The sequence below is a fragment of the Paraburkholderia heleia NBRC 101817 genome (assembly GCF_000739775.1).
Taxonomy (GTDB): domain Bacteria; phylum Pseudomonadota; class Gammaproteobacteria; order Burkholderiales; family Burkholderiaceae; genus Paraburkholderia; species Paraburkholderia heleia.
In genome coordinates this window covers 1-24,400 of record NZ_BBJH01000004.1, presented here as the reverse complement: position 1 = coordinate 24,400, position 24,400 = coordinate 1, and the positions used below count along the sequence as shown (strand labels likewise).

General features: G+C 61.6%; 25 protein-coding genes and 2 tRNA genes. 22 read left to right on the top strand and 5 right to left on the bottom strand.

All coding sequences use genetic code 11. The features are described from left to right. Window positions 1-341 precede the first annotated feature (341 nt). The 5 genes from BHE01S_RS03955 (at window position 342) to trmB (ending at window position 3,072) form a co-directional block, all read left to right on the top strand. A complete protein-coding gene (locus tag BHE01S_RS03955) occupies window positions 342-662 on the top strand; it encodes an EthD family reductase (protein WP_042260838.1) in 321 nt (106 codons plus the stop codon). 105 nt (window positions 663-767) lie between these two features. Then, on the top strand, window positions 768-1,331 hold the full coding sequence (locus BHE01S_RS03950; protein ID WP_042260837.1) for a YggT family protein: 564 nt from the start codon (window positions 768-770) through the stop codon (window positions 1,329-1,331). An 88-nt stretch (window positions 1,332-1,419) separates the two neighbouring features. Then, a tRNA-Gly gene (locus BHE01S_RS03945) sits at window positions 1,420-1,494 on the top strand. A gap of 257 nt (window positions 1,495-1,751) precedes the next feature. Continuing rightward, a complete protein-coding gene (locus BHE01S_RS03940; RefSeq protein ID WP_157025125.1) occupies window positions 1,752-1,961 on the top strand; it encodes a hypothetical protein in 210 nt (69 codons plus the stop codon). Between the two features lie 328 nt (window positions 1,962-2,289). Beyond that, on the top strand, window positions 2,290-3,072 hold the full coding sequence (trmB, locus tag BHE01S_RS03935; RefSeq protein WP_042260835.1) for a tRNA (guanosine(46)-N7)-methyltransferase TrmB: 783 nt from the start codon (window positions 2,290-2,292) through the stop codon (window positions 3,070-3,072). A 59-nt stretch (window positions 3,073-3,131) separates the two neighbouring features. On the opposite strand, the gene BHE01S_RS03930 is transcribed toward trmB, so the two are convergent. The 3 genes from BHE01S_RS03930 to BHE01S_RS03920 form a co-directional block, all read right to left on the bottom strand. Next, on the bottom strand, window positions 3,132-3,986 hold the full coding sequence (locus tag BHE01S_RS03930; protein WP_042260834.1) for an undecaprenyl-diphosphate phosphatase: 855 nt from the start codon (window positions 3,984-3,986) through the stop codon (window positions 3,132-3,134). An 87-nt stretch (window positions 3,987-4,073) separates the two neighbouring features. Then, window positions 4,074-4,661, bottom strand: a complete 588-nt coding sequence (locus BHE01S_RS03925; protein WP_042260833.1) for a DUF1439 domain-containing protein — start codon at window positions 4,659-4,661, stop codon at window positions 4,074-4,076. 80 nt (window positions 4,662-4,741) lie between these two features. Continuing rightward, the gene (locus BHE01S_RS03920; protein ID WP_245639636.1) at window positions 4,742-5,059 is read right to left on the bottom strand and encodes a YkgJ family cysteine cluster protein; all 318 of its coding nucleotides are present in this window, start codon (window positions 5,057-5,059) and stop codon (window positions 4,742-4,744) included. A gap of 220 nt (window positions 5,060-5,279) precedes the next feature. Here BHE01S_RS03920 and hemN point away from each other — a divergent pair, with 220 nt between their 5' ends. From hemN to BHE01S_RS03875, 12 genes are all read left to right on the top strand, one after another. Next, entirely contained in the window at window positions 5,280-6,665 is a 1,386-nt protein-coding gene (gene hemN / locus BHE01S_RS03915) for an oxygen-independent coproporphyrinogen III oxidase (RefSeq protein WP_042260831.1), read from the top strand. A 145-nt stretch (window positions 6,666-6,810) separates the two neighbouring features. After that, a tRNA-Leu gene (locus BHE01S_RS03910) sits at window positions 6,811-6,895 on the top strand. 185 nt (window positions 6,896-7,080) lie between these two features. Next, window positions 7,081-8,295 (top strand): tyrosine-type recombinase/integrase, encoded by a 1,215-nt coding sequence (locus BHE01S_RS03905; protein WP_042260830.1) that lies wholly within the window; start codon window positions 7,081-7,083, stop codon window positions 8,293-8,295. A gap of 318 nt (window positions 8,296-8,613) precedes the next feature. After that, window positions 8,614-8,928 carry a helix-turn-helix transcriptional regulator gene (locus BHE01S_RS39640; RefSeq protein ID WP_084068547.1) on the top strand — a complete coding sequence of 105 codons (315 nt, stop codon included), beginning with the start codon at window positions 8,614-8,616 and terminating at the stop codon, window positions 8,926-8,928. A gap of 3 nt (window positions 8,929-8,931) precedes the next feature. Further along, window positions 8,932-9,321, top strand: coding sequence for a hypothetical protein (locus BHE01S_RS03895; RefSeq protein WP_157025123.1), 390 nt, complete (start codon window positions 8,932-8,934; stop codon window positions 9,319-9,321). After that, the gene (locus tag BHE01S_RS03890; RefSeq protein WP_084068545.1) at window positions 9,318-11,117 is read left to right on the top strand and encodes a DUF927 domain-containing protein; all 1,800 of its coding nucleotides are present in this window, start codon (window positions 9,318-9,320) and stop codon (window positions 11,115-11,117) included. Before BHE01S_RS03895 ends, BHE01S_RS03890 begins: the two co-directional genes overlap by 4 nt. A gap of 647 nt (window positions 11,118-11,764) precedes the next feature. Beyond that, window positions 11,765-12,385, top strand: a complete 621-nt coding sequence (locus BHE01S_RS37600) for a DUF5343 domain-containing protein (RefSeq protein ID WP_157025121.1) — start codon at window positions 11,765-11,767, stop codon at window positions 12,383-12,385. After that, window positions 12,382-12,945: a Swt1 family HEPN domain-containing protein gene (locus BHE01S_RS37595; RefSeq protein ID WP_157025119.1), complete on the top strand. Its 564-nt coding sequence runs from the start codon at window positions 12,382-12,384 to the stop codon at window positions 12,943-12,945. Before BHE01S_RS37600 ends, BHE01S_RS37595 begins: the two co-directional genes overlap by 4 nt. A gap of 402 nt (window positions 12,946-13,347) precedes the next feature. Further along, complete coding sequence (locus BHE01S_RS36470; RefSeq protein WP_084068544.1) at window positions 13,348-14,409, top strand: DUF262 domain-containing protein; 1,062 nt, start codon at window positions 13,348-13,350, stop codon at window positions 14,407-14,409. Window positions 14,410-14,411: 2 nt separating this feature from the next. Then, window positions 14,412-15,068 (top strand): MAE_28990/MAE_18760 family HEPN-like nuclease, encoded by a 657-nt coding sequence (locus tag BHE01S_RS37590; RefSeq protein WP_157025116.1) that lies wholly within the window; start codon window positions 14,412-14,414, stop codon window positions 15,066-15,068. 722 nt (window positions 15,069-15,790) lie between these two features. After that, window positions 15,791-16,309, top strand: a complete 519-nt coding sequence (locus BHE01S_RS03880; protein WP_042260826.1) for a hypothetical protein — start codon at window positions 15,791-15,793, stop codon at window positions 16,307-16,309. Window positions 16,310-16,706: 397 nt separating this feature from the next. Further along, window positions 16,707-16,928: a hypothetical protein gene (locus BHE01S_RS03875; protein WP_042261255.1), complete on the top strand. Its 222-nt coding sequence runs from the start codon at window positions 16,707-16,709 to the stop codon at window positions 16,926-16,928. Between the two features lie 21 nt (window positions 16,929-16,949). On the opposite strand, the gene poxB is transcribed toward BHE01S_RS03875, so the two are convergent. Then, window positions 16,950-18,668 carry a ubiquinone-dependent pyruvate dehydrogenase gene (gene poxB / locus BHE01S_RS03870; protein WP_042261253.1) on the bottom strand — a complete coding sequence of 573 codons (1,719 nt, stop codon included), beginning with the start codon at window positions 18,666-18,668 and terminating at the stop codon, window positions 16,950-16,952. 251 nt (window positions 18,669-18,919) lie between these two features. Between poxB and BHE01S_RS03865 the strand changes: the two genes are divergently transcribed. Then, entirely contained in the window at window positions 18,920-19,627 is a 708-nt protein-coding gene (locus BHE01S_RS03865; RefSeq protein ID WP_042260823.1) for a pseudouridine synthase, read from the top strand. A gap of 154 nt (window positions 19,628-19,781) precedes the next feature. After that, on the top strand, window positions 19,782-19,970 hold the full coding sequence (locus BHE01S_RS03860) for a hypothetical protein (protein WP_042260822.1): 189 nt from the start codon (window positions 19,782-19,784) through the stop codon (window positions 19,968-19,970). Window positions 19,971-20,004: 34 nt separating this feature from the next. Here the strand turns inward: BHE01S_RS03860 and BHE01S_RS03855 are convergent, their stop codons facing one another. Continuing rightward, window positions 20,005-21,087: an NAD-dependent epimerase/dehydratase family protein gene (locus BHE01S_RS03855; RefSeq protein ID WP_042260820.1), complete on the bottom strand. Its 1,083-nt coding sequence runs from the start codon at window positions 21,085-21,087 to the stop codon at window positions 20,005-20,007. Between the two features lie 122 nt (window positions 21,088-21,209). Between BHE01S_RS03855 and BHE01S_RS03850 the strand changes: the two genes are divergently transcribed. The 3 genes from BHE01S_RS03850 (at window position 21,210) to BHE01S_RS03840 (ending at window position 24,277) form a co-directional block, all read left to right on the top strand. After that, window positions 21,210-22,241 carry a CDP-6-deoxy-delta-3,4-glucoseen reductase gene (locus BHE01S_RS03850; protein ID WP_042260818.1) on the top strand — a complete coding sequence of 344 codons (1,032 nt, stop codon included), beginning with the start codon at window positions 21,210-21,212 and terminating at the stop codon, window positions 22,239-22,241. A gap of 371 nt (window positions 22,242-22,612) precedes the next feature. Beyond that, window positions 22,613-23,797: an acetylornithine transaminase gene (locus BHE01S_RS03845; protein ID WP_042260816.1), complete on the top strand. Its 1,185-nt coding sequence runs from the start codon at window positions 22,613-22,615 to the stop codon at window positions 23,795-23,797. Window positions 23,798-23,815: 18 nt separating this feature from the next. Continuing rightward, window positions 23,816-24,277 (top strand): GNAT family acetyltransferase, encoded by a 462-nt coding sequence (locus tag BHE01S_RS03840; RefSeq protein ID WP_042260813.1) that lies wholly within the window; start codon window positions 23,816-23,818, stop codon window positions 24,275-24,277. Window positions 24,278-24,400: the final 123 nt, after the last annotated feature.

Below are 24,400 nucleotides of genomic sequence, written 5' to 3'. Positions count from 1 at the left end.
GCCCGTCACATTCATTTGTAATCGCACTGTCGGCAGGTGATCGGTACGAAAGCGAACATTGCGTGCGCCGCGCGGCTGTCGCGCAACACTCGGGCGGTGCGGCGCCTGGCTGGCGCGGTCTGCCTGAATCACTGTAGCCGTTCGCGCAGAAGCCTGCCGCGAGCGCAGCCATTTTGCGCGGCGCGCACGCCGGAAGCCGCGGCCGCCGACGCGCGCTGGGCGCTCGCAGCAGCATCGATCGCGGATACTGGCGAGGCGTAAGCCGTGGTAATGTGGCGACGGCGCGCGCATCGCAACGGCACGCAGAGCGCGCCCATGGGACTCACCGACGAGCACGCACAATGATCAAGGTCAGCATCCTTTATCCCTATCGCGAGAACGGGCGTTTCGACACCGGGTACTACTGCACGCACCACATGCCGCTCGCGGCGAAGCTCTTTGGCGAGTCGCTCAGGGGCTGGTCGGTCGACGTCGGCATCAATGCCGGGCCGCCGGGCACGCCACCGCCGTACGTCGCGGCCGGACACTTCCTGTTCGAGACGGTGGAGGCGTTCTACGCGGTGTTTCAGCCGCATGCCGACACGCTCCTCGACGACATTCCCAACTATACCGACGGCGGAAATGGCACCATTCTGATCAGCGAGGTCAAGGTGTCCGTCTGACGTGCTCCGCGTGGTTGAACGGGGCAAGCGGAACCCCGGCATGACCTTTTATCGGCCGCCACACGCCAGGCACGCCGCCACCCACACAAGAAGGAAACAACACCGATGTTCGGCGATATCGCCCGCTTTCTGCTCAATACGGTCTTCACGCTTTTCGGCGCCGCGCTGCTGCTGCGCGCCTGGCTCCAGTACGTGCGTGTGCCGCCGTACAACCCCGTGACCCACGCGATCCAGCAGGTCACCAACTGGCTGGTATTGCCGCTGCGGCACGTGATTCCCGGCGTGCGAGGCATCGACTGGGCGAGCGTGGTCGCCGCGCTGGTTGCGGCCATCGCCTACGTGCTGCTGATGGTATGGATCGCGGGTGTGGACCCATTGGGTCTTTTGCCGACGCTGCTCATCGTCGCCGTGCTGACGCTCGTGAAATGGGCGCTCAACCTGCTGATCTGGCTGACGATCCTGATGGCGTTGCTCTCGTGGCTCAACCCGCGCTCGGCGGCGATGCCCGTGCTGTTCCAGCTGACGGCGCCGTTCCTCAACCCGCTGCGCCGCATCCTGCCGAACCTGGGTGGCCTCGACCTCTCGCCGATCCTGCTCTTCGTGATCGTGCAGGTGCTGCTGATGGTGGTCACCCGTGCGGCGGTTTCGCTCACGCTGTTTGGGATTTGAGGACGCATCGGTGCACGCGGCGGCGCGCCGCGTCGCTTGAGCGCGTTATTGCGCAAGAAGGCCAAAAACGCGTAAAATAGCGCGCTCTGCGGGCGTCGTATAATGGCCATTACCTCAGCTTCCCAAGCTGATGACGTGGGTTCGATTCCCATCGCCCGCTCCACGTCGGTTTGCCGACCTCTCTTCGAGGCCTGGGCTTCCCAACAACGCCCCTGCCAGGACACCCCGGGACGCCATGCCCGCCCGACCGGCACACGCCGGGCACGACCTGAATTCCTCTGTTGCACAATGCACTCTGGCGCTTCTCGGGTCCCCCCGCACGCGCCGCGAGCAGGTCCGCCGACATGTATTCGCTCGACTGCCGCATAACGACTTGCTGCGCGCCCTCTGGCGCACCCGTCTCCGATGGATCAATTTTTCATGTCCCGGCCGAGCGCGATCAGCCTGATCGTGCGCTCGCGCAATGCCCTCCTCGCCGACGCCGACGAACGCCCACTCACCGAAGCCGAGCGTCTGCGCACCGCGGCCGCCGACCTCACCCGCCTGCTGTTCGACGTACGTGCCGGGCGTGTGAACGCGTTCGAATTGAACGAACCTGCGCGCATGCGGGTCGTCATTTCATCCGATTGAGGCGCCAATCGACGCGCGGCCGGGAGCGCAGCAAGGCGCCACGGCCACGCCTTGGCCCCCAGAGCCATGCGAGCGCGCTGATATAATGCGCGACGGCTTCGGAGCCGCCAGGCTTCGAGCGCGCCGCGCCCGCCTGCCGGGCCGAAGGCCGGCACCGATTCCGGCGAACGCAAAAGCGGCCCACAAGGCGTCCGGCCGCGCCGGCCCGGCTAGCCTCCGGCACCGCGTCGCCCCGAGTAGCCGGCATGGCTCGCACCGAGCCGAAGGCGTAGCCCGCCCCCATTATCGACAGCCGCGACATCCGCCGCTCTCATACCCACTCGCGAAGATGAATCACGATCCCAACGACGACGCCCGTCCCGACGCCACGCAGTCCGACGCACAAGACGCCGCCTCCGCCACGAACGCGCAATCCGGGGCGGCCGCCGGCGACGCGCTGCACCACCGCCGCATCCGCAGCTTTGTGACGCGTGCTGGCCGCGTCTCGACCGGCCAGCGCCGCGCGATCGACGAACTCGGGCCGCGCTTCGTCGTGCCCTATGCGCCGCAAGCCGCCGACTGGGACGCCGTGTTTGAACGGCACGCACCGCGCATTCTGGAGATCGGTTTCGGCATGGGCGCGAGCACGGCGGAAATCGCCGCATTGCGCCGCGAAGACGACTTCCTCGGCGTCGAGGTCCACGAACCTGGCGTCGGCGCGCTGCTCAAGCTGATCGGCGAGCAGCATCTGGAGAACATCCGCATCATCCAGCACGACGCCGTCGAAGTGCTCGAGCATATGATCGCGCCGGCGAGCCTCGACGGCGTGCACATCTTCTTCCCCGATCCGTGGCACAAGGCCCGCCATCACAAGCGCCGCCTGATCCAGCCGAAGTTCGTCGCGCATCTCGTCTCGCGCATGAAGCCGGGCGCGTACCTGCACTGCGCGACCGACTGGCAGAACTACGCCGAACAGATGCTCGAAGTGCTCAGCGCACAGCCCGCGCTCGAGAATACGGCCGCCGACTACGCGCCGCGCCCCGACTACCGCCCGGTGACGAAGTTCGAGCGCCGCGGCCTGCGCCTCGGTCACGGCGTGTGGGATCTCGTGTTCCGCCGCCGCGCAGACTGAAACCGGGAACCTTATTGAAGAACGGGCGCCTTGATGTCACACGGCGCCCGTTGCGTTTTTTAGTCGTCCCAGCCTAGCCCGCCGCCATAGCCGAACAGCAGGACCACAAGCCCGAAAGCGATCCGGTACCAGGCGAAGGCCATGAAATCGTGCGAAGCCACGAAGCGCAGCAGCCAGCGCACGCAGGCGAACGCGCTCACGAACGCGGCGACGAAGCCGATACCGAAGAGCCCGAGCCAGTCCACGGAAAGCTCGTGCCAGCTCTTGTACAGCTCATAAATGGTGGCGCCGAAGATCACGGGAATCGCAAGGAAGAACGAGAACTCGGTCGCGACGCGCCGCTCGAGCCCGAACAGCATCGCGCCGATGATGGTCGAGCCCGAACGCGACATGCCCGGAATCAGCGCGAAGCACTGCGCGCAGCCCACCTTGAAGGCGTCGAGCGGCGTGATCTCGTCAATCGCGTTCACGCGCGCGCTGCGCTGCTCGGCGACCGGCAGTCCCTTTGGGCCACGCAGGCGATTTTCGACCCACAGGATGACGAGGCCGCCGACGACGAGCGCGAACGCCACCGGCACCGGCGCGAAGAGCACCGACTTGATCGCCTTCTCGAACATCAGACCGAGCACGACGGCCGGAACGGTGGCAACGATCACGTTGAGCGTAAAACGCCGCGCATCGCGCCGCGCGGGCAACCCTACGACCACCTGGCCAATCTTGCGCCGGAACTCCCAGCACACGGCGAGAATCGCGCCGAACTGGATCACCACGTAGAAGGTCTTTGCATACTCGCCGTCGAAATTGAGCAGGCTGCCGGCGACGATCAGATGCCCCGTACTCGAAACAGGCAGAAATTCCGTCAACCCTTCGACGATACCGAGAATCAAGGCCTTGCAGGTCAAAATCCAGTCCATCCCTTTTTTCCCTCTTCTTTGAGCGCCAGTACAGCGCGTACCGCGCCGCGCGACCGGCGACGGCCACGTGCGCCGGGTTTCGCCGACTTACTTCTCGACGATCTGCACGCGTATGCCGTTTGTAAGGATGGTGATTGTACCGGGTTCGTAGTTGACGCCGGCAAATTGGAGCTGGTCGGGCTTGAACGTGTAGACGGGGTAATTGTTGAGCAGCTGGGTGGCGACGAGCGCGGCGACCGCGCTCACCTGCGGCGCGTAGGCGGCGGCATTGCCCGCCATGTCGACGCCATCGACCGAAGGCGAGCGCAGCACCACGGAGCGGCTCCCGCTGTCGTAAGCAAGTTCGCTCGACACCGTGAACGCGCCGCTCACGGGCTGCTGCATCAACGGGCTTTCGAGGTGCGCGTCGAGCCGCACCGCCACGCGGTTGCGATCGGGCTGCAGCGTTACGACCGGGTTCGCGAGCGAGACGTCGAAAATCTGCTGCATCGAGCGGCGATAGGGAAACTTGCGCTGCACTGCATCCTGCACCTGCTGCTGCGAAAACGTGTAGTGATCGGGAATGAACGGGAAGATCCCCGTCGCACACGCGCCGAGCGACATCGCCGTACCCGCCGCAGCGCAGGCTGAGAACAGGAAGGCGCGCCGGGAAACGCGCGTTGCGGTGTGGGCCATGCGAAATCTCCTTGTTGGGCCGGGATTGGCGCGCCGTCATTCTGGCGCATGGCGGCTCGCCGACGCAGTTTGCGCCGGGTTCAGCGCGCGGCTGGCGCCCGTGGCCGGGTTTGCGGCCGGGTTTGCGCCTCGAGACGCGTCAGCCAGACAATGGCCTCGTCGCGCGACTCGCCGCACATCTCGGGCTGCGGCTGCAGCCCCGAGCAGCACGCCGGCCGCAACGGCGAGCCGAAGATCGAGCAGCGCAGATCCTCGCCGAGTTGAACACAACGCACGCCGGCCGGCTTGCCTTGAGGCATGCCGGGAATCGGGCTCGTAATGGACGGCGCGATGCAGCACGCGCCGCAGCCGGGTCGGCAGGCGTGCCCTGAGGCATCGGCGGGGAAAATGGTACTCACTTCGGCTTCCTGGAACGCTGACAAATCGTGTCCGCGGCGGCGGACCAGACGGCATTGTGCCATCGCTCGCGTGCGACCTTTTTACACAATCGCTTCTTCCTACACGCTCGTACACTTTGTCCATCTGGCGCTGTAGGACAAGGGACAGGCCACCTGTGCGCGGCTTTCCGCGGCGCCGGACGCTGCCCACCCGTGCGCCGCCCTTCCCAGTGAGCTTTGCATGAGCGACGCCGACCTGCTCTTTCGCCCCGACCTGCTTGCCAAATACGGCGCCAACGGCCCGCGCTACACGTCCTACCCCACAGCCCTGCAGTTCCGCGACGACTTCGATCCCGCCGACTACCGCCGCGCGGCGGCCGATCCGGGCGCGAGCGAAACCGACCTCTCGCTGTACTTCCACATTCCGTTCTGCGACACCGTCTGTTTCTATTGCGGCTGCAACAAGGTCGTCACGAAGAACCGCGGCCGCGCGAAACCCTATCTCGCGCAGATGATCCGCGAAGTGGAGCTGCAGGCCGCGCTCTTCGACACGAAGCGCCCCGTTTCGCAGCTGCATTGGGGCGGCGGCACGCCCACCTTTCTCTCGCTGGACGAAATGAGTGCGCTCATGGCCGCCACGCGCGAACACTTCGCGCTGCAGCCCGACGACACCGGCGAATACTCGATCGAGATCGACCCGCGCGAAGCCACGGCGCAGACCATTGCGCATCTGCGTTCGCTCGGCTTCAACCGGCTGAGCCTGGGCGTGCAGGACTTCGATCCGGTCGTGCAAAAGGCGGTCAACCGCATCCAGCCGCTCGAGCTGACCGTCGATGTCATGAACGCCGCGCGCGCGAACGGCTTCGAATCGATCAGTGTCGATCTGATCTACGGCCTGCCGCACCAGAACGTCAAAACATTCGGCCGCACGCTCGAGACGATGTTGCTGCTCGCGCCCGACCGCATCTCGGTGTTCGGCTACGCGCACATGCCGCATCTGTTCAAGATGCAGCGTCAGATGGACGAAGCGACCTTGCCGTCGCCCGCGGAGCGCATGGCGCTGCTGAGGCTCGTGATCGAGCAGCTCACCGAGGCGGGCTACGTCTATATCGGCATGGATCATTTCGCACTGCCCACCGACGAACTCGCACGCGCCCAGGCGCAACGCACGCTGCACCGCAATTTCCAGGGTTACAGCACGCGCGCCGACTGCGACCTGATCGGCTTTGGCGCCTCGGCAATCGGCAAGGTCGGCGACGTCTACGCGCAGAACGCGAAGGACCTGATCGGCTACGGCGCGGCGATCGGCGCGGGCAAGCTCGCGACCGCGAAGGGCGTGCGCCTCACGGCCGATGATCGTCTGCGCCGCGACATCATCACGGAACTCATGTGCAATCTCGAACTGCGTTACGACGAGTTCGAGGCGGCCTACGGCATTCGTTTTCCGGCGACCTTTGCGGCCGAACTCGACCGGCTGCGCGAGTTCGAACGCGACGGGCTCGTGGCGCGCAGCACCGACCGCCTCGAGGTGCTGCCCGCCGGGCGCATGCTGGTGCGCAATATCGCGATGGTGTTTGACCGCTACCTTGGCGCGCAACAGCCCGAACGGTTCTCGCGGACGATTTGACGGCTTGCCGGCGCCGCGTAGTTGCCTGGGCGGCCGATTTGCGTCATAATCACCGGCTACTTCGAGCGCTTGCATGCCTGCGCTCGGGTGCGAAAATGGGCAAAAGCACAAACATGGGCAAAACCACAAACGCACCCAGATACACGCCTCGGTGGTGAAATTGGTAGACGCGCCGGACTCAAAATCCGGTTCCGAAAGGAGTGCCGGTTCGATTCCGGCCCGAGGCACCAAAGAATATTCCCGCAAGTTCCAAAGAAGGTCTGAAACCCGCGACAGCACTAGGCTTCGCGGGTTTTTTCTTTCCTGGATGTTCCGAGTTGATCCGTGGACAGCCGGTGGTATCGGGTGGTATTTTTGGTGGCACCAGGCGAGTTACCACCACATTTCGCGCAGCGATACCACCGGACATACCACCATGCCGCTCACCGACACTCAGATCAGGAATGCCCGCTTCAACCCGGACGGCACCGGTAACCGCCTGTCTGACGGCGGGCGCATGTATCTCCAGATCGCCCAGTCCGGCGCGAAGTACTGGCGCATGAACTACCGGTTCAACGGGAAGGACAAGACGCTGGCGCTCGGCGTCTACCCTGCCGTGTCACTGGCGGCGGCTCGGAAGAAGCGCGACGAGGCGCAAGAGAAGCTAGCGGCCGGCATCGATCCCGGCGAGGCGAAGAAGGCGGACAAGCGCGCGGCCCGCCTGGCGGCAATCAACACGTTCGAAGCCGTCGCGCTGGCGTGGATGGACGAACGTCGCCCCTATGTCGAGCCCGCGCAGTATGACAAGACGCTGGCCCGCTTCAAGAACGACGCATTCCCATGGCTAGGCAGGCGCCCGGTTGCAGAAATCGAAGCGCCGGATATTCTTGACGTGCTCAAGCGCGTGGACAGCCGCGGCGCACGCTTCACGGCGCACCGCCTGCGCGGTGAAATCAGCCGCGTGTTCCGCTATGGCATCAAGGAAGGTCTGTGCAAGGCGGACCCGGCGCGCGATCTTCTCGGCGCGATACCACCAGCACAAACGACGCACTTCGCATCCATCACTGAGCCCGCCAAGGTGGGCGAAATGCTGCGCGCATTCGACGGCTTCGGCGGCACGTTTCCCGTGCTCTGCGCTCTCAAGCTGGCGCCGATGCTGTTCGTCCGCCCTGGCGAGCTGCGCAAGGCGGAATGGGAGCATATCGACCTCGACAAGGCCGAATGGCGTTATCTCGTGAGCAAGACAGATACGCCGCACCTTGTACCACTCTCCGCGCAGGCCGTCGCGATCCTGCGAGAGCTGCACGCGCTCACCGGCTTCGGGCGTTACGTGTTCCCCGGCGCACGCGACCGGAACCGGCCGATGAGCGAGGCAGCCATCAACGCCGCCTTGCGCCGGCTCGGCTATGACACGAAAACGGAGATCACCGGCCACGGCTTTCGCGCGATGGCGCGCACGATCCTGCACGAGGAGTTGGAACAAAAACCGGAGGTTATCGAGCACCAGCTCGCGCACGCCGTGCCGGACAACCTGGGCGGCGCGTACAACCGCACGCGGTTTATCAAGGATCGGCGGGCGATGATGCAGGTATGGGCGGACTACTTGGACAGGCTCAAGGCAGGCGCGACAGTCCTGCAACTGGCAGGCTAGACAGCGGAGATGATGGGCGGGCTTTGCAAGTTCGCCCCCAATTTAGGGCAAGTGCAAAATTCCAGGGTACACTTCGGCTCGCGCTGGAACAGCGCAAGCACGAAAGGCCTCACATTGGAGGCCTATTGAGCGTCGCCCTGAAGTGCTCGAACACCAAGGGCGGCATTTTTATAGCTGGAGTCCCTTTCCCGGAACACCTAGTCGATACCACTAAAGCATCGACTATGCCGCGATACTAAAGGCACGCTCGCGCGTTGTCAACACTTGTCACGCGCCCGCATGGTGAAACGACTCCGGCCACTTTTGAGGAAGTGACCCATGGTTGGACAGATTCAAACCGCACTCACCATCCTGCGCAGAAAGCAGGTTGAGGCCGCAACCGGCCTTTCGCGCTCCACGATCTATGCGCGCATCGCTGCGAAAACCTTCCCTCCCGCTGTCCAACTTGGACCACGTTCTGTCGGCTGGCGCCAAAATTCAATCGAGGAATTTCTGGCTGATCCGGCGAACTACCGCGCCGACGCAGCCGCAACGCAAGCCGCCGATACTCCGGCTAGCGAGACACCCCCCACCGGTCCGAAGCAAGTCCGCAAGCAAGCTGTGGCGCTCGTTCCTGCCGATGCGGAGGGCTGAGCAATGGCGACGATTCGAAATAGAAAGGGCCACACTTCCACTAAGAGCGCAGCCCCGACGAACGCGCTGGACTACCACTCAGCCCGCCGTGATGCCGCAACCAGTTTCGCGCTTCTGCGCGAGATGCTGGTGCTGACCCGTGAGGCCGAGGGCAAGACAACTCGGGCGCATCACTACGCGAACGAAATCCGCCTCGTGAATCGGGCCTTCAGCGGTGTGGCTGGGCCGCTGGATCGTGACGCCATGACTGCAGCCGATCTGCGCGTACTGACCAAGTTACAGGTCCGTGATGCCGCACTGATCGGTTCGGGCAAGGCTTACGCCGAGCGCAAGGCAATGCTGGCAGACTACGCCGCAACACTGCGCCCGCGACTGACGGGAGACCTGCAATGACCCGTCAGCAAAAACTCGCCACGATCCTACACCGCATCCCCGGCAACGATGCGGCGATTGCAGCCGGGCCCGCCGATGCAGAGACCAACTATCCCGCACTCGACATGCGCCCGTGCTGGCGTGCCTATTCCGACTGGCAGGAGATCGAGGGCGTCACGCTCAAACCGGGCGTGTACTACCACGGCATGAAGCTGGGCAAAGCCGACGAGCCGCCCGAACTGCTCGACAAGTGGATCTGTTCGCCGATGTGGGTGACAGCCGTCACACGCAACCGTGAGGACGGCGACTATGGGCGCTTGCTGGAGATGCTGTCGCCATCCACCGGACGCATCAAGCGGTGGGCGATGCCGATGGCAATGCTCGCGGGTGACGGTAACGAGGTGCGCGCCGAGCTACTCAGCGAGGGCGTCACGTTCGATCTGCGCAACCGTGGCGGCATCACCGATTACATCATCAACCAGCATCCGAAGCTGACCATGCGCGCCGCCAGCGTGACCGGTTGGCACGACGATGCGTTTGTGCTGCCTGACGGCGTGATCGGCGCGGATGACATCTGGTTTCAGGCATCGGGCCGCACCGCCTCCTATGCCGCGGCCGGGACGTTCGAGGGCTGGGGCACGCTGGCCGCGCTGGCGGCAGGAAACCCCATGTTGATGTTCGCCATGTCGGCGGCGTTTGCTGGCCCGCTGCTGCACCCGCTCAACATTGACGGCGGCGGCGCGCACCTGTTCGGCGATTCATCGAGCGGCAAGACAACAGCACTGACGGCGAGTATCAGCGCGTGGGGCGGCACTCAGTTCAAGCGCACATGGCGCGCGACGGCAAACGGTCTTGAGGGTGCGGGCGCGATGCACTCCGATACCCTTCTGGCGCTTGATGAGATCGGAGAGATTGACCCGCGCAGCCTCTACGAGTCCGCCTATGCGCTTATCAACGGTGTGGGCAAGACACGGGCGAACCGCTCCGGCGAGGCACGACAGGCGGCGCGCTGGCGGGCGTTCCTGCTATCCACTGGGGAACTGACGGTAGGGGCGCGCATGGCGGCTGGCGGCATTGAAGCAAAGGCCGGGCAAGCTGTACGCATCCTTGACGTGCCGGTTAGTGGCAAGTACGGCATCTTCGATGACCTACACGGACGCGCATCGGGCGGTGTGCTGTCCGACGAGGTGCGCAACCTTGCCGCCAACCACTACGGCCACGCCGGGCCGCGCTTTGTCAAACACCTTGTTGCCAAGCTGCGCGGCGGGCTTCGTCTGTCCGATTCGCTCGACTGGATCATCAAGCGATTCCCTGAAGGATCGGATCAAGAGCGACGCGCGGCCCGCACGTTCGCCCTGTGCGCGCTTGCCGGGGAGCTGTCGGCATCGTGGGCTGTCACGCCCTGGGAGAAGGACACGCCGACCGCAGCGGCGCTGCACGCTTTCAACCTGTGGCGCGGCCAGCGTGGCGCATCGGGCAGCAACTCCGAGCACGCGGCCATCCTGCGCGCCGTGGCCGACTTTATCGACCGTCACGGCGATAGCCGGTTCTCCAACATCGAGGGAAGCGCCGATGCGGTGCGAGACCGGGCCGGGTACTGGAAAAAGGACGGCGAACGGCGTTTGTACCTGTTCACGTCAGGCGGTCTGCGTGAGGCGACGAAGGGCTATGACTTCCACCGCGCCTTGAAGGCGATTGATGACGCAGGCGCGCTCGCAGGGAAGAGCAAGAAGGAGGACGCGAAGCCGACCAACACGCCGGAAGGCAAAAAACGCCTATATCACATCGATCCACTGCAACTCTATGGGGTGAGCTAATGAAGTGCGAGATTTTCGAGACGTTCCACGCGTTCCATGTGCTCCACCCGTATCTGGCAAGGCTTTCAGCCGGAACGTCAGCGGAACGTGTGGGTGTTACAGACGTTCCAGAATCCATTGCGTGCGGCCCTCATGAAACGTCCCGAACGCCTGCATCATCGGGAATGTTCCGCCGCAAACCCTTGATGCATAAGGCTAGAACGCGTGGAACGGCGAGAACGTGCAAAAAACATATATTAGAGGAGGACGTGAGCGATAAACCGACTAGGTTGAATCCCGCCGACTGCGTCGGCGCACGGAAAACGAACGGCGGTGCGCTCTACCCACCAAACCATCCACCATTGAGAAAAGGGTGGAAAGGCAGGTATTCGGATTCGGCGGTTGACGTTCGCGGGGCATGTTGCGTTGCGAGATTGGGTCCCTTGACCGTTTGCAGGTCACGTGTGGCGTGTGTCGACCCTTACCTGCCGGTCAAGCTCACGCCGTCGCAATGACCGTTTCTGATGTGTAGCCGCCGCCTGCTCCGTCGATCTGATTGTTGGAGCCGTCGCTCAACGAGGCTATACTTTTCTCCGACACATTAAGGCGTCGCGGCGTCGAACATATGGCGGCACACCTTCTCAAAAATCCAAATCGTCGGGGGCACAATGGCAGCGGAACTTCCTTATCTTGCAAGTTATAAAAACGTCGCCGAGCTATTTCAACGGATTGCGTCAGCAAAGAAACCCGAGTCTTTCACAACCCGATATTTGGCAGACACAATCGGCCTTAAAAGTGCTACCGATCGCCAACTTATTGCCTTACTTAAGACATTAGGATTTTTGGATAGTGCCGGACGTCCAACCTCAAGCTATGATCAGTTAAAGAATTCAAATCGTGCACCTAAGGCTATCGCGGCTGCTGTCCGCAGAGCGTATGAGCCGTTATATGCCGCAAACGAGAAGGCTCACGATTTATCAAATTCAGAATTGAAAGGGTTAATATCTCAAGTAGCAGGTTCTGATACTGGTATGACAACGAAGATTCAAGGCACATATACTTCGCTTGTCAAGATTTCTGATTTTAGCGAGGAAGACCCTATCAAACATGAGTCAAATCAAACCCCTGCAAAGGAAGGTGATGAGTCTACGGTTAATGTCGAGCGCACCTCAGGAATTCGGCTAAAGCCGGAGTTTCATTACAATATTCAAATTCACTTGCCCGCCAATGCCACGGAAGAAACCTATTTAAACATTTTTAACGCTCTTCGTAGGTCCTTCGAATCATGAACGATCAACGACTTGCACTCTTTCTTATGCTTGGTCAAACGGCGTCTCGCGAGATGAGAAATCTACCAGGCTTGGTTCCGCCTGAACCCCTTCGAGTTTCTGCGTCGCACGATTTGGCGGCTACTATGCCGGAAACTGTCCGCGCGGCAATCGAAGCAGCGGAAGCATATAAATTATTTTATGCCTTCGAGAACTATCTTAGAGAATTTACTATTGAGGTTCTTTCGAATGACGCCGCGGACGAGTGGTGGCCGAAATTACCTCAAGATGTTCGAGATGAGATCGGCAAGTTAGAGGAAAACGAGGAATCGAAGAGTTGGATGGCTCTCGGATCTCGGGATAAATCCGCACTCATGACGTATCCGCAAATCCTTCGAGTAATTGACCATTGTTGGAAAAGTCATTTTGAAGATCTAATACGTGACAAAGCTCTTATTCAAGAGGCTAGAATGATCGGTCATCTTCGAAATGCGATTTGTCACATGTCATCTATACCGGACGAAGAGATATCGCGAGTCCGCCAAGTAATGCGGGATTGGTTCCGTCGTGTAGCGCCGTAAGCGATGACGAACGGAACACATTGTTGCTACAATTTTTTGAGCTACGGGTCGTTACTGGCCTCATGTACTCGGAGTGGCGCTAATTCATGCAAATATCTGATTTTCACGCGGTAGCGGACATTCAAATTGCACACGTGGCGTCACGCCAACCGTCCGTCTACGGCCGAATTTTGCCGGACGCGACCGGCAGTAGCCGCCCCTAAAGGGACATTCACCGTTCCAGTATGACCGTCCGTTTTGCAAATGCCGTCGTTCATCGGCGCTGGCAACATCGAAATGGTCGGCGAGCCATCGTGATTGCATGCGGTAATCGCAAAGATTTTCAACGAACGCACCAAAGTCGCGCGTTTCGTTATATCATTCAATACGTCGTATAAATTTCAACGAACGGGGCGTAAAATAATGAGCGACTTGGAAACACAAATTATCGAACTAAAAAAGACTGTAGCATACGACAGCAAAGATTACACCATAGAAATCCTGGTTAAAAAATATCTTGATAGAATTGACGAAAAGCAGAACGAGATATTTGTGCCGGAATATCAAAGAGATTTCGTATGGGACGACTATCGTCAATCGCGACTTATTGAGTCAATAGTACTGGGGCTTCCCATTCCGCCTATTTTTGTTGCCGAAAATTCCGACGGCCGTCTTGAGATAGTTGACGGATCTCAACGTGTGCGTACATTAAGTGCATTCTTGAACAACCAGTTGACTTTAAGCGGCCTGGAAAAGGTTACCAAGTTGAATGGCATAACCTTTGACGATTTCGATATTTCGAGAAAGAGAAAATTTAACAACACCACATTTACCGTTATTGTTCTCTCCGAAAGCGCGACAGACGAAGTAAAGAACGATTTATTTGAAAGAATAAATAAAGGGAGTGACATTCTTCGCAATATGGAGACCCGCAAAGGCGTCTATAGAGGAGGATTTACGGATTTTCTCTACAACGAATGCGCGAGCAATCTTCAATTTAGAGATTCAATTCAACTCTCTAAGAATGTTCAAAAGAGACAAGAATATGAAGAATTAGCACTTCGATTTTTTGCTCTAGTTGATCTTTATCCAAAATACACAGAGTTTTCGCGGAGCGTCAAAGATGCCCTCGATCATTATATGCAAAAAAAGCAGCACGAATTTGATGTTGCGGAGAAAAAGCAAAAGCTCAACGATTTTAATAGGGTGGTTGGATTCGTTGTAAATAATTTTGAATTTGGATTCCTGAAAGGACCGGATAAAGACGTTTCGCGCATCTTCTTCGAAGCCATCGCTGTGGGCTCCCATTTTGCGTTGCTTGAGGCCCCTAATATCGTGCTTAATGAAAAAATTGATGTTCGATATTGGCTTCGTGACAAAGATTTTGGAAAATCAGTGCTAGGCGAATACAAAACCCACTCGACCGAAAACTTGCTAAAGAGAATACACTTCGTCAAAGATCATGTTCTTTCGATGCGGACTTGATCATGCAAGGTGTACTTGCCGACCTTCGCGACAGAGAATACTCAATCGAACGCCTCCTCAACCACATCGTGGATGTAGGAGAGGCGCGAGGCAAAGTCGATATTATTGTTGTATTGAAAGCGAGCTTATTTATCGCACTTTACAACAATGTCGAGGCCACAATGTACGCTATCGCGGAAAAAATTCATTGCGCGGCATCACCTCTTCGCTATGATGATCTTGCACCTGCCCTAAAAACCAAGTTTCTACGCTACTCGTTTGGAAAGAATGGTGGCACTTTTATGCAAGACCATCAAAAAATCGCGGAAGAGGAGTCGAAATTACGATCAATGTTCGCGAATTTTCCTGAGCTTTCCGAATATCTTCGTCGACAGTCGTTATTTTCAGGAAATGTCGATGCAAGAAAGGTGAATCTCATCGGAATTTCGTATGGAATCCCGAAGATTCATTTTTTGAAGTCCGATGCAGAAAAAATGCTCTGGGTAAAAAACAAGCGAAACAAGATTGCACACGGAGAGCAATCGATGTCCGATGGAGGGCAAGGAATTAAAACCTTAGATTTAGAACTTGCATCCAAGTCTATAGGAAGAATCCTTCGGCATTTCATCTCTGCCGTCGATTCTTACCTGACTGCCCGCGCGTATTGCAGTTCTCCATAACCGCAGAGGAACGGTAACGACAGGGATAAGTCTTTCGACGGGGGGAAGCAGCCTATCGGATGCCCCTGTTCCTCGAGCACCACAAAATATGCTGGGGAGACTTTCGAAGCCAGCGCGTCTATGCCATGTCTTCTAAAGCGCAGACCCAGCAATCCTACGCCAGCGGTCCGTGGTGGCACAATTACTCTCGCACTGGTGGCACCTTCAATACGGTTCACGTCAATGCATCGTTCGGTTCGTCGGTGATTATGCGTTGTGTCGTTCGCGAGTTTACGCGACGTCGACGGTGAAGCGGACATTCACGATGAAATCCCGAGCGGCTCTTCATGGCCGCACAGAACCCGGCGCCGAGCATAGACGATCGTCGTCGGGCGTCGCATGCAAAAGGCATAGGTCGTCCCTCAGAGCCGAAGACAGGAAAGGTGTTGGGCAACGAGTCGAAACGTGTTTCTGACCACGCAATCTGCCCGTAACTGTCCCAGCACCTCACTGTTTTCCTGGTCGATCACTGCCCTTAACAAGCCATACACAGTACGCAAGTGCCTTCGGCACATGCAAAACCCGGAAAACCACCGCCCAGCAAGGGTTCCCGCGATTTCGATCTAAAAAATGCCGATAATTTGCGTCCGACAAGCGTCCGACGCAAAATCATAAAATGCCTGTCGGGCATGGGTTTGATTGGCTGAAAACTGGCACACAATGGCTGCAACACTTGTCAAACTATGACCAACCACACACGATTCACAGTCCGATGCACCGTCGCAGAGCGGGCCGAGCTTGAAGTCAGATCGGGCGGCGACATCTCGAAATACGTCCGCGCCGTCCTGTTCGATGGCCAGTCGGATGGGATGCTGAACCTCCAGGCCCGAGTAGAGGAGTTGATAGAAACGGTTCACGTTCTAGGCAACAGGCAGGCCCAGACGGGCGAGGAAATACGGGAGACCTTAGCGAAACCCGAGACCCCGACCGCGGCGGGCGCCGGCGATCCGGTGGCGCAAGGGATACTGCTGGAACTGTTGTTGCTGCAGCGTGGAGCCCGGAGCCGAACCGACTTGAATCGTGCGCAAGCCGAGGTTGAGCGGCAGAAACTGCCGGTTTGGGAGAACTCAACCCTACCGAGCAGTTTTACGGGCACAAACACGACCGAGCGACGACAACAGGCAGAGGCGGAGAGGCAGCACCCACCCGCTAGGGATGAGCGAAAACAAGGCGGCTGGCTCGGTGACTGGCGAAAGAAGTGACGTGGATCACCAAGCATCGCGTCGATGGCGCTCGACGAGAATCCTTGGGAAAGCATCCGACAAGTGACGACGATAGCGCCTCGAAGCGGGGTAGCCTGTCCTGCCCGGTGGTATTTTTGGTGGTATCTCAACCCATAAAACACGATATAGCCCCACCAGCATTGAAATAGCAAGGATTATTTCATTCCGGCCCGAGCACCAGAATGCTTTCCGGCAGTCGCCGCCGGAAACCTGAAACCCGCGAAAGCTCAAGGCTTCGCGGTTTTTTTGTTGCCGGCCTCAATCCGGCATGCCCTTCCCTGGACGAAGATCAAGCGGACTGCGGATGTCGCACAGCATGCCGCACCCCGCTGCTATCGTTGTCGAAGTTATTGAGATAGCCAACCGGGAGCGCACGATGGACCGCATTTTCATGACGCGAGAGGAAGCCATACGCATCCTCATCGAAGCCCACGAGTCCGTCTCCGGACGCGCCGCTGCAACGTTGATCCGATCGAGCGCAGACAGGTCCGCGAGGCTCGAAGCGCTGGACCGGCTGCTGCTCGACGTACGCGCAGGCCGTATCGACGAATTTCGCACCTCGCCCGAGGACAACACCTGCGTCTCGATCACCGACTGACGCAGGTCTGCCGCACGAGCCTCAGCGCAAATTCGTCTGCGCCAGTTCCACCACCTCGTCGCCGCGTCCGCTCAACACCGCACGCAGCATGTAAAGGCTGAACCCTTTCGCCTGGGCCCACTGCAGCTTCGGCGGCATGGCCAGTTCGTGCTTCGTCGTCACCACGTCGACGAGCGCCGGCCCAGCGTGCGAGAACGCCGCGCGCAACGCTTCATCGAGCGCTTCAGACGTTTCCACGCGCACGCTGAAGAGGCCCGCGCCTTTCGCAATATCCGCGAAGTTGGTGGCCGCCAGATCGGTGCCCGTCTCCACGTAGCCACCGGCCTTCATCTCCATCGCGACAAAGCCGAGCGAGCTATTATTCAAGACAACGATCTTGATCGGCAAATCGAGCTGGCGCGCCGTGAGAATGTCGCCGAGCAGCATCGAAAGGCCGCCGTCGCCGGAGAGCGAGACCACCTGGCGCCCGGCATGCGCTGCCTGCGCCCCAAGCGCCTGCGGCATGGCGTTCGCCATCGAGCCGTGATTGAACGAGCCGTGCAGGCGGCGCCGGCCGTTCATCGTCAGGTAACGCGCGGCCCAGAGCGTAGGCGTGCCGACGTCGACCGCGAAAATCGCATCGTCCTCGGCGAGCGCGTCCACACGCGACACCACATACTGCGGATGCAACGGCTTGCCGGCGGCGGCCGGGCGCGCGAGTTCGTCGAGTCCCTTGCGCGCGTTCGCGTAGTGCTCGCGCGCATGCTCGATGAAGCGCCGGTCGGTCTTGCGCGTGAGCTTCGGCGTGAGCGCGCGCAACGTTTCGCGCACGTCGCCGATGAGCCCGAGCGTGAGCGGCGCGCGTTTGCCGAGCGCGGCTGCGTCGCGGTCGATCTGCACGATATTCGCGTGCTGCGGATAGAAGTTGCGATACGGAAAGTCAGTGCCGAGCATGACGAGTGTGTCGCACGACATCATCGCGTGGTATCCCGAGCTGAAGCCGATCAGCCCGGTCATGCCCACGTCGTATGGGTTATCCCATTCGACGTACTGCTTGCCGCGCAGCGCATGCACCGTCGGCGCGCCGAGCGCGTCCGCGAAGGCCACCACTTCGTCGTGCGAGCCCTTGCAGCCGCTGCCGCACAGGAGCGTCACGGCCTCGGAGCGATTGAGCAGCACGGCGAGCCGGTCGATATCCGCCGACGAAGGCAAGGTCGCCGGACGCGCCGCCTGGGCCCATGCCGGCTCCTCGTCGGACGCGTCCAGAAGCGCCACGTCGCCGGGCAGCACGATCACGGCGACGCCCTTCTGGTCGATCGCGGTCCGCAGCGCGGTGTCGAGCACGCGCGGGAACTGCGAGGCGTTCGTCACCAGTTCCACGTAATGGCTGCACTCGCGAAAGAGCTCGGTCGGGTGCGTCTCCTGGAAATAACCGAGGCCGATTTCCGTCGATGGAATGTGCGCCGCGATCGCGAGCACCGGCGAGCGGTTGCGATGGCAATCGTAGAGACCGTTGATGAGATGCAGGTTGCCAGGCCCGCAACTGCCCGCGCACACCGCGAGCCGGCCGGTTGCCGCTGCTTCGGCGCCGGCCGCAAAGGCGGCGACTTCCTCGTGCCGGGTATGCATCCAGCGGATCGTGCCGAGCTTGCGCAGGCTCGCCGACAAACCGTTCAGGCTGTCGCCCGTCACGCCCCAGATGCGCTCGACGCCCACTGCCTCGAGCGTTTTTGCCAGATGATCCGCTATTGTCTTCGCCATTGTGTTCTCCACGTGAGCCGTATGGCGCAGCGCGCGCACCGAGGCCGGGCGCTGCGCGAGAAGAAAATTGGGGGGAATTCAGGCGTCCAGGCCCCGCAGCCGCGCCGGACCTGCCAGTACCCTGCGCTACGTTACGCCATCTGCCCGAAAGACGCAGTCAAGCCGCGCGCGGCGCGCAGGCGGCATGCGCGGGGGCGCGGAACACGTCGCCGGGGATAAAATACCCCGCTCTACGCTGTTCGCCGTCCGTCATGAATCTCGAAAGCATTCTCTTCACCCAGGGTTTCGGCTCACGCCGCCAATGCCGCGCGCTCATCGCCGACGCGCGTGTCGCCGTCGCGGGCGAGCCGTGCGGCGACCCGCTCGCAACGTTCGTGACGGCAGGCCTCGTCTTCAGCGTGGACGGCACGCCGTGGCCGTTCCATGAGCGCGCCTACATTGCGCTCAACAAGCCTGCGGGCTATGAGTGCTCGCGCGATCCGCAGCATCACTTGAGTGTGTTTCATTTGCTGCCGCCGCAGTTCGCGCAGCGCAACGTGCAGTGCGTGGGCCGCCTCGATCAGGATACGACCGGCCTCCTGCTGCTTTCCGACGATGGCCAGTTCGTCCACGCCTTCACGTCGCCCAAACGCAAGGTGCCGAAGGTCTATGTGGCGAGCACGCGCCATCCGCTTGACGCCACCCAGCTCAGCGCCCTGCGCGCAGGCGTGCTGCTGCACGGCGAGCGCGAGCCGATTGCTGCCGTCGCAGCCAGCGCACGTGCCGGCCACGAACTGGAGCTGACCGTGCTCGAAGGCAAATATCATCAGGTCAAACGGATGGTGGCCGCAGCCGGCAATCGCGTCGAGGCGCTCCATCGCGAGCGCATCGGCGGCTTTTCCCTGCCCGCCGGTCTGGCACCGGGCGCCTGGCAATGGCTCGACGCCGCAGCGCTCGACGCGTTGCGCAACAACGGGTAAACCACCACCGGCCGGCACGCGCGGCCGCCGCTAGTACGTTGACGCACTGATGCTTGCAAACAGGCATCGTTTTCGCCGCGCCGCAGCATGTCCTTGCCGGTCTTCCGCCCTATACTCGTCTAAACAACGATTACAAGTTGCAAGGAGGGGCATCATGATCATCAACGGCTCATTCGAAATCTCATTCGTGTTGATGGCATTCATGGCGCTTGGGGCGGTTCTGATTGGGGGCCTGCTCGCGTCGATGCATATGCGACATCAGTATCATCCGAACCTCATCGGGGCGCTCATCGGAGCGCTATTGTGCTTCCTCCTGCTCGAAGCGCTGCCGGCCATCACGTGAACGGCACGCTTTGCGCCGCGCCGCCCGCCCGGAGTCACGGGCGCGGCGGCAGCGTGCGCAAGAACGCATCGACGTCGGGATAACGCAAGCGCACGCGCAATTCGCGCTTCATGCGCGTATTGGCGAGCCGTCTCGACTCCCGCATGAACGACAGCAGGACGGGTTCGAGTTCGCGCTCGGCCTCGGCGCGGCTCACGCGCGGTGCGCGCGCGAGGCCGAAGGCATCGGCTACGCGGTCGAAATACTCGCCCATCTTCAGTTCGCTGTCGTCCGTCGCGTGAATCGTGCGCCCCGGGCGGCCGCGCGTCGCGAGGCGCAGGAGAATCGCCGCGAGGTCGTCTGCGTGGATGTGGCTCGTATAGACGTCGTCGCTCGCCCGGAGCGCCGGCGTGCGCTTCTCGAGCCGCGTGAGCGGGAGGCGGTTCGCGGCGTAAATGCCGGGAATGCGCGCGATCGTGGCGCTGAGCGCGCCGCGCGCCGTGGCGCGGCGCAGTTGCCGTTCGGCCGATACCCGGCGTACGGCGCGGGCGTTGGCGGGCTGCACCGGGCGTGTTTCGTCGATGCGCGCGCCGCCGCAATCCCCGTACACCCCCGTCGTGCTCGCATAGACGAGCCTCGGGCGTTCGAGGCGCCGGCGCCGGGCGCGGGAAAACCGCCGGATGCGCTCGGGTACAATAACGGATGCGCCAAAGGCCGCGCCATGTCCGACAGCGCTGCGGCGCATGCGGTCCACGAGGCAATGCAATGGGGGCCGCAATGCACGCGGCGCCACGCCCGCCAGCGCAGGCCGCGACACCGCGCGACGCCGCGCCGCAAGCGCTGCGATCAGGCGGCGTGTGCGCAGGTCGTCGTCGCCGGATTTTTGCGGCGGCGCGAGGTGCAGTACGGTGCCCGCCAGGCCCGCGATCCGCGCAAGACTCCTGCGGAAATCGAGGTCGCCGCGCACCGGCGTTGCGCCCGCGGCCCGCACCGCGTCTGCGCGCTCGGCACGGCGCGTGAGCGCGAATACGCGCGCGCGGTCCGGCCGCTCGCGCAACTGGACGGCACCGCGCAGGCCGACATCGCCGCAACCGACAATCAGGATGCGCGCACGGCGCAAGGTTCGTGTGGCAATCATGGTGGAACCATTTTAGCGGCCCGGGCCTCGCGGCGAAGGCCGGCAAGCAAACGCGGCAACTTGCCCAAAGCAACCCGCGCCCCGCAATCAACCCTCGGATACAGACTTACGCTTCCCTGAATATGGCTTTCAACGTAACGCTCAAGCAAAGCGGCCGGCAATTCCAGGTCGAGCCCGACGAACCCATTCTCAACGCGGCCCTGCGTCAGGGCATCGGCCTGCCGTATGGCTGCAAGAACGGCGCGTGCGGCTCGTGCAAGGGCACGGTCTGCAACGGCGAAATCGAGCAGCGCGCCCACGCGGCCTCGGCGCTTTCCAACGACGAAAGAACGCGTGGCATGGCCCTCTTCTGCTGTGCGACGGCGCAAACCGATCTCGAAATCGATATCCGCGAAGTGGCGGGCGTGGGCGACGTGCAGGTGCGCAAGCTGCCTACCCGCATCGCCGCCATCGAGCACAAGGCTGACGACGTCGTCGTCCTCAGGCTGCAACTGCCCGCCAACGAGCGCCTGCAGTATCTCGCCGGCCAGTACCTCGAATTCATCCTCAAGGACGGCACGCGCCGCAGCTATTCCATGGCGAGCGCGCCGCACGAGGAAGGCCCGATCGAGTTGCACATCCGCCATATGCCCGGCGGCAAGTTCACCGACCACGTCTTCTCGCAGATGAAGGAGCGCGACATCCTGCGCTTCGAGGCGCCGCTCGGCACCTTCTTCCTGCGCGAGGAATCCGGCAAGCCCATCGTGCTGCTCGCCTCGGGCACCGGCTTCGCGCCGCTCAAGGCGATCGTCGAGCACGCGGTCCACAAGAACCTGAACCGCCCCATGACGCTCTACTGGGGTGCGCGCCAGAAGAAGGACCTGTACCTGATGGATCTCGCCGAACAATGGGCGAAGGAGATCCCGAACTTCCGCTTCGTGCCGGTGCTCTCCGAACCCGCCGCCGCCGACAACTGGACCGGCCGCACGGGCTTCGTGCACCGCGCCGTGATCGAGGATCTGCCCGACCTTTCGGGCTACCAGGTCTATGCGTGCGGCGCGCCGGTGATGGTGGAGTCCGCGCAGCGCGACTTCACGCAGCACCACGGCCTGCCCGAAGACGAGTTCTACGCGGACTCGTTCACGAGCGCCGCGGACCTCGCGAACGCCGTCTGACGCTCGCCTGGAAGGGGCGTTGCGTGTGCAATGCCTCGCCCCGCGTCGACCAATCCAGGCGGCCGTCACGAAAAATTCTTCGGCCACCTGGAGAAAATCGGCACATTGACGGTTTACATCGCCATTCGGCTTGTCGTATTCTTGCGCCCATGAACTGCATCCTGTCCGCCCTCCGACGTCGCCGCTCGCCCCATCTTTAGGGCCTGGCTACTCGCGGACGCGCGTTGTACTTCTCAACGCACAGCAAGTTCGAATCACGAAAGCCACGGCCAGTCCGTGGCTTTTTGTTTTTCCGCCGTATTTTTTGCAACCCCGTTTCTCAACCCCCGTTTCTCAACCCTTTAGCAGCCCCCAACGCGGAGCCCGTTGCCATGAATTATTCCGAGTACCCGATCGAGTCGCTGATGTACATCACCAACCGGCCCGAAATCGTTTTCACGCATGGCAAAGGGTCGTGGCTCTACGACAACGAAGGCAAGCGATACCTCGACTTCATCCAGGGCTGGGCCGTCAACAGTCTCGGGCACTGCAACGACGGCATGATCGAGGCGCTCGAGAAGCAGTCGCGCCTGCTCATCAACCCCTCGCCGGCCTTCTACAACGAGCCGATGGCGAAGCTCGCGGGCCTGCTCACCGAGCACAGCTGCTTCGACAAGGTGTTCTTCGCCAACAGCGGCGCCGAAGCCAACGAAGGCGCGATCAAGCTCGCGCGCAAGTGGGGCAGGAAGCATCGCGACGGCGCCTACGAGATCATCACGTTCGACCACAGCTTCCACGGCCGCACGATCGCGACGATGTCGGCGAGCGGCAAGCCGGGCTGGGACACGATCTACGCACCGCAAGTGCCAGGCTTCCCGAAGGCCGAGCTGAACGACATCGCCTCGGTTGAAAAGCTCATCAACGCGAAGACTGTCGCCGTGATGCTCGAGCCGATCCAGGGCGAAGGCGGCGTGATTCCCGCCACGCGCGAATTCATGCAGCAACTGCGCGCGCTCACGAAGCAACACGGCATCCTGCTGATCGTCGACGAAGTGCAGAGCGGCTGCGGCCGTGCGGGCACCCTCTTCGCCTACGAGCTGTCGGGCATCGAGCCGGACATCATGACGCTCGGCAAGGGCATTGGCGGCGGCGTCCCGCTCGCGGCGTTGCTCGCGAAGAAGGAAATCTCCGTGTTCGAAGCGGGCGACCAGGGCGGCACGTACAACGGCAACCCGCTGATGACCGCTGTGGGCTATTCGGTGATCTCGCAACTGGTTGCGCCCGGCTTCCTCGAAGGCGTGCGCGCTCGCGGCGAGTATCTGCGCGAAAAGCTGCTCGAGCTTTCGGCCGAACGCGGCTTCCAGGGCGAGCGCGGCGAAGGCTTGCTGCGCGCGCTGCTGCTCGGCAAGGACATCGGGCCGGAGATCGTCGAGAAGGCGCGCCTCATGCAGCCGGACGGCCTGCTGCTCAACGCCGCGCGCCCGAACCTGCTGCGCTTCATGCCGGCGCTGAACGTGACGACGCAGGAAATCGACCAGATGATGGCGATGCTGCGCACGATCCTCGACTCGCTGTAAGCGGGCGGAGCACGAGCGATGTCCGTCACGATCCGCGTGTTCAGCGAAGCCGATACCGAAGCGGTGATCGCGCTTTGGCTGCAGACGTTTCCCGAGTACAACGATGCGAGCCGGCCGCATCGCAATCCGCGTCTGTCGATCGCGAACAAGCTCGGCACCCAGCCGGAGCTTTTCTTCGTGGCCACGCGCGAGGTCGACGGCGCGCTCGTCGGCACGGCGATGGCCGGTTACGACGGGCATCGCGGCTGGCTCTATTCGGTCGCCGTCGCGCCCGAAGCGAGGCGCCATGGTCTCGGCACGCGGCTCGTGCGCCATGCGGAAAACGCGCTCGCCGCGCTGGGGTGCCTGAAGCTCAACCTTCAGGTACTCACCGACAAGGCCGAGGTGCTCGCGTTCTACGAGCGGCTCGGCTATCGCGCCGATGCCGTGGTGAGTCTCGGCAAGCGGCTCGCCGTGCAGGAGTCCGAAGCGCTCGTCTGAGCTGTCTGGCCGACGCCATGAAAAAAACCGCATGGGTTTCGCACCCATGCGGCTTTTGTTTTGATGCGGCCGCGAGGACCGCAATGCGGTGCAGCTTACTCGCCCACTCATTCACCCAGGTAC

What these genes read in the sequence shown, in the direction of transcription:
- BHE01S_RS03955 (WP_042260838.1), top strand. Translation starts at nt 342, where the DNA reads ATGATCAAGGTCAGCATCCTTTATCCCTATCGCGAGAACGGGCGTTTC.
- BHE01S_RS03950 (WP_042260837.1), top strand. Translation starts at nt 768, where the DNA reads ATGTTCGGCGATATCGCCCGCTTTCTGCTCAATACGGTCTTCACGCTT.
- BHE01S_RS03940 (WP_157025125.1), top strand. Translation starts at nt 1,752, where the DNA reads ATGTCCCGGCCGAGCGCGATCAGCCTGATCGTGCGCTCGCGCAATGCC.
- trmB (WP_042260835.1), top strand. Translation starts at nt 2,290, where the DNA reads ATGAATCACGATCCCAACGACGACGCCCGTCCCGACGCCACGCAGTCC.
- BHE01S_RS03930 (WP_042260834.1), bottom strand. Translation starts at nt 3,986, where the DNA reads ATGGACTGGATTTTGACCTGCAAGGCCTTGATTCTCGGTATCGTCGAA.
- BHE01S_RS03925 (WP_042260833.1), bottom strand. Translation starts at nt 4,661, where the DNA reads ATGGCCCACACCGCAACGCGCGTTTCCCGGCGCGCCTTCCTGTTCTCA.
- hemN (WP_042260831.1), top strand. Translation starts at nt 5,280, where the DNA reads ATGAGCGACGCCGACCTGCTCTTTCGCCCCGACCTGCTTGCCAAATAC.
- BHE01S_RS03905 (WP_042260830.1), top strand. Translation starts at nt 7,081, where the DNA reads ATGCCGCTCACCGACACTCAGATCAGGAATGCCCGCTTCAACCCGGAC.
- BHE01S_RS39640 (WP_084068547.1), top strand. Translation starts at nt 8,614, where the DNA reads ATGGTTGGACAGATTCAAACCGCACTCACCATCCTGCGCAGAAAGCAG.
- BHE01S_RS03895 (WP_157025123.1), top strand. Translation starts at nt 8,932, where the DNA reads ATGGCGACGATTCGAAATAGAAAGGGCCACACTTCCACTAAGAGCGCA.
- BHE01S_RS03890 (WP_084068545.1), top strand. Translation starts at nt 9,318, where the DNA reads ATGACCCGTCAGCAAAAACTCGCCACGATCCTACACCGCATCCCCGGC.
- BHE01S_RS37600 (WP_157025121.1), top strand. Translation starts at nt 11,765, where the DNA reads ATGGCAGCGGAACTTCCTTATCTTGCAAGTTATAAAAACGTCGCCGAG.
- BHE01S_RS37595 (WP_157025119.1), top strand. Translation starts at nt 12,382, where the DNA reads ATGAACGATCAACGACTTGCACTCTTTCTTATGCTTGGTCAAACGGCG.
- BHE01S_RS36470 (WP_084068544.1), top strand. Translation starts at nt 13,348, where the DNA reads ATGAGCGACTTGGAAACACAAATTATCGAACTAAAAAAGACTGTAGCA.
- BHE01S_RS37590 (WP_157025116.1), top strand. Translation starts at nt 14,412, where the DNA reads ATGCAAGGTGTACTTGCCGACCTTCGCGACAGAGAATACTCAATCGAA.
- BHE01S_RS03880 (WP_042260826.1), top strand. Translation starts at nt 15,791, where the DNA reads ATGACCAACCACACACGATTCACAGTCCGATGCACCGTCGCAGAGCGG.
- BHE01S_RS03875 (WP_042261255.1), top strand. Translation starts at nt 16,707, where the DNA reads ATGGACCGCATTTTCATGACGCGAGAGGAAGCCATACGCATCCTCATC.
- poxB (WP_042261253.1), bottom strand. Translation starts at nt 18,668, where the DNA reads ATGGCGAAGACAATAGCGGATCATCTGGCAAAAACGCTCGAGGCAGTG.
- BHE01S_RS03865 (WP_042260823.1), top strand. Translation starts at nt 18,920, where the DNA reads ATGAATCTCGAAAGCATTCTCTTCACCCAGGGTTTCGGCTCACGCCGC.
- BHE01S_RS03860 (WP_042260822.1), top strand. Translation starts at nt 19,782, where the DNA reads ATGATCATCAACGGCTCATTCGAAATCTCATTCGTGTTGATGGCATTC.
- BHE01S_RS03855 (WP_042260820.1), bottom strand. Translation starts at nt 21,087, where the DNA reads ATGATTGCCACACGAACCTTGCGCCGTGCGCGCATCCTGATTGTCGGT.
- BHE01S_RS03850 (WP_042260818.1), top strand. Translation starts at nt 21,210, where the DNA reads ATGGCTTTCAACGTAACGCTCAAGCAAAGCGGCCGGCAATTCCAGGTC.
- BHE01S_RS03845 (WP_042260816.1), top strand. Translation starts at nt 22,613, where the DNA reads ATGAATTATTCCGAGTACCCGATCGAGTCGCTGATGTACATCACCAAC.
- BHE01S_RS03840 (WP_042260813.1), top strand. Translation starts at nt 23,816, where the DNA reads ATGTCCGTCACGATCCGCGTGTTCAGCGAAGCCGATACCGAAGCGGTG.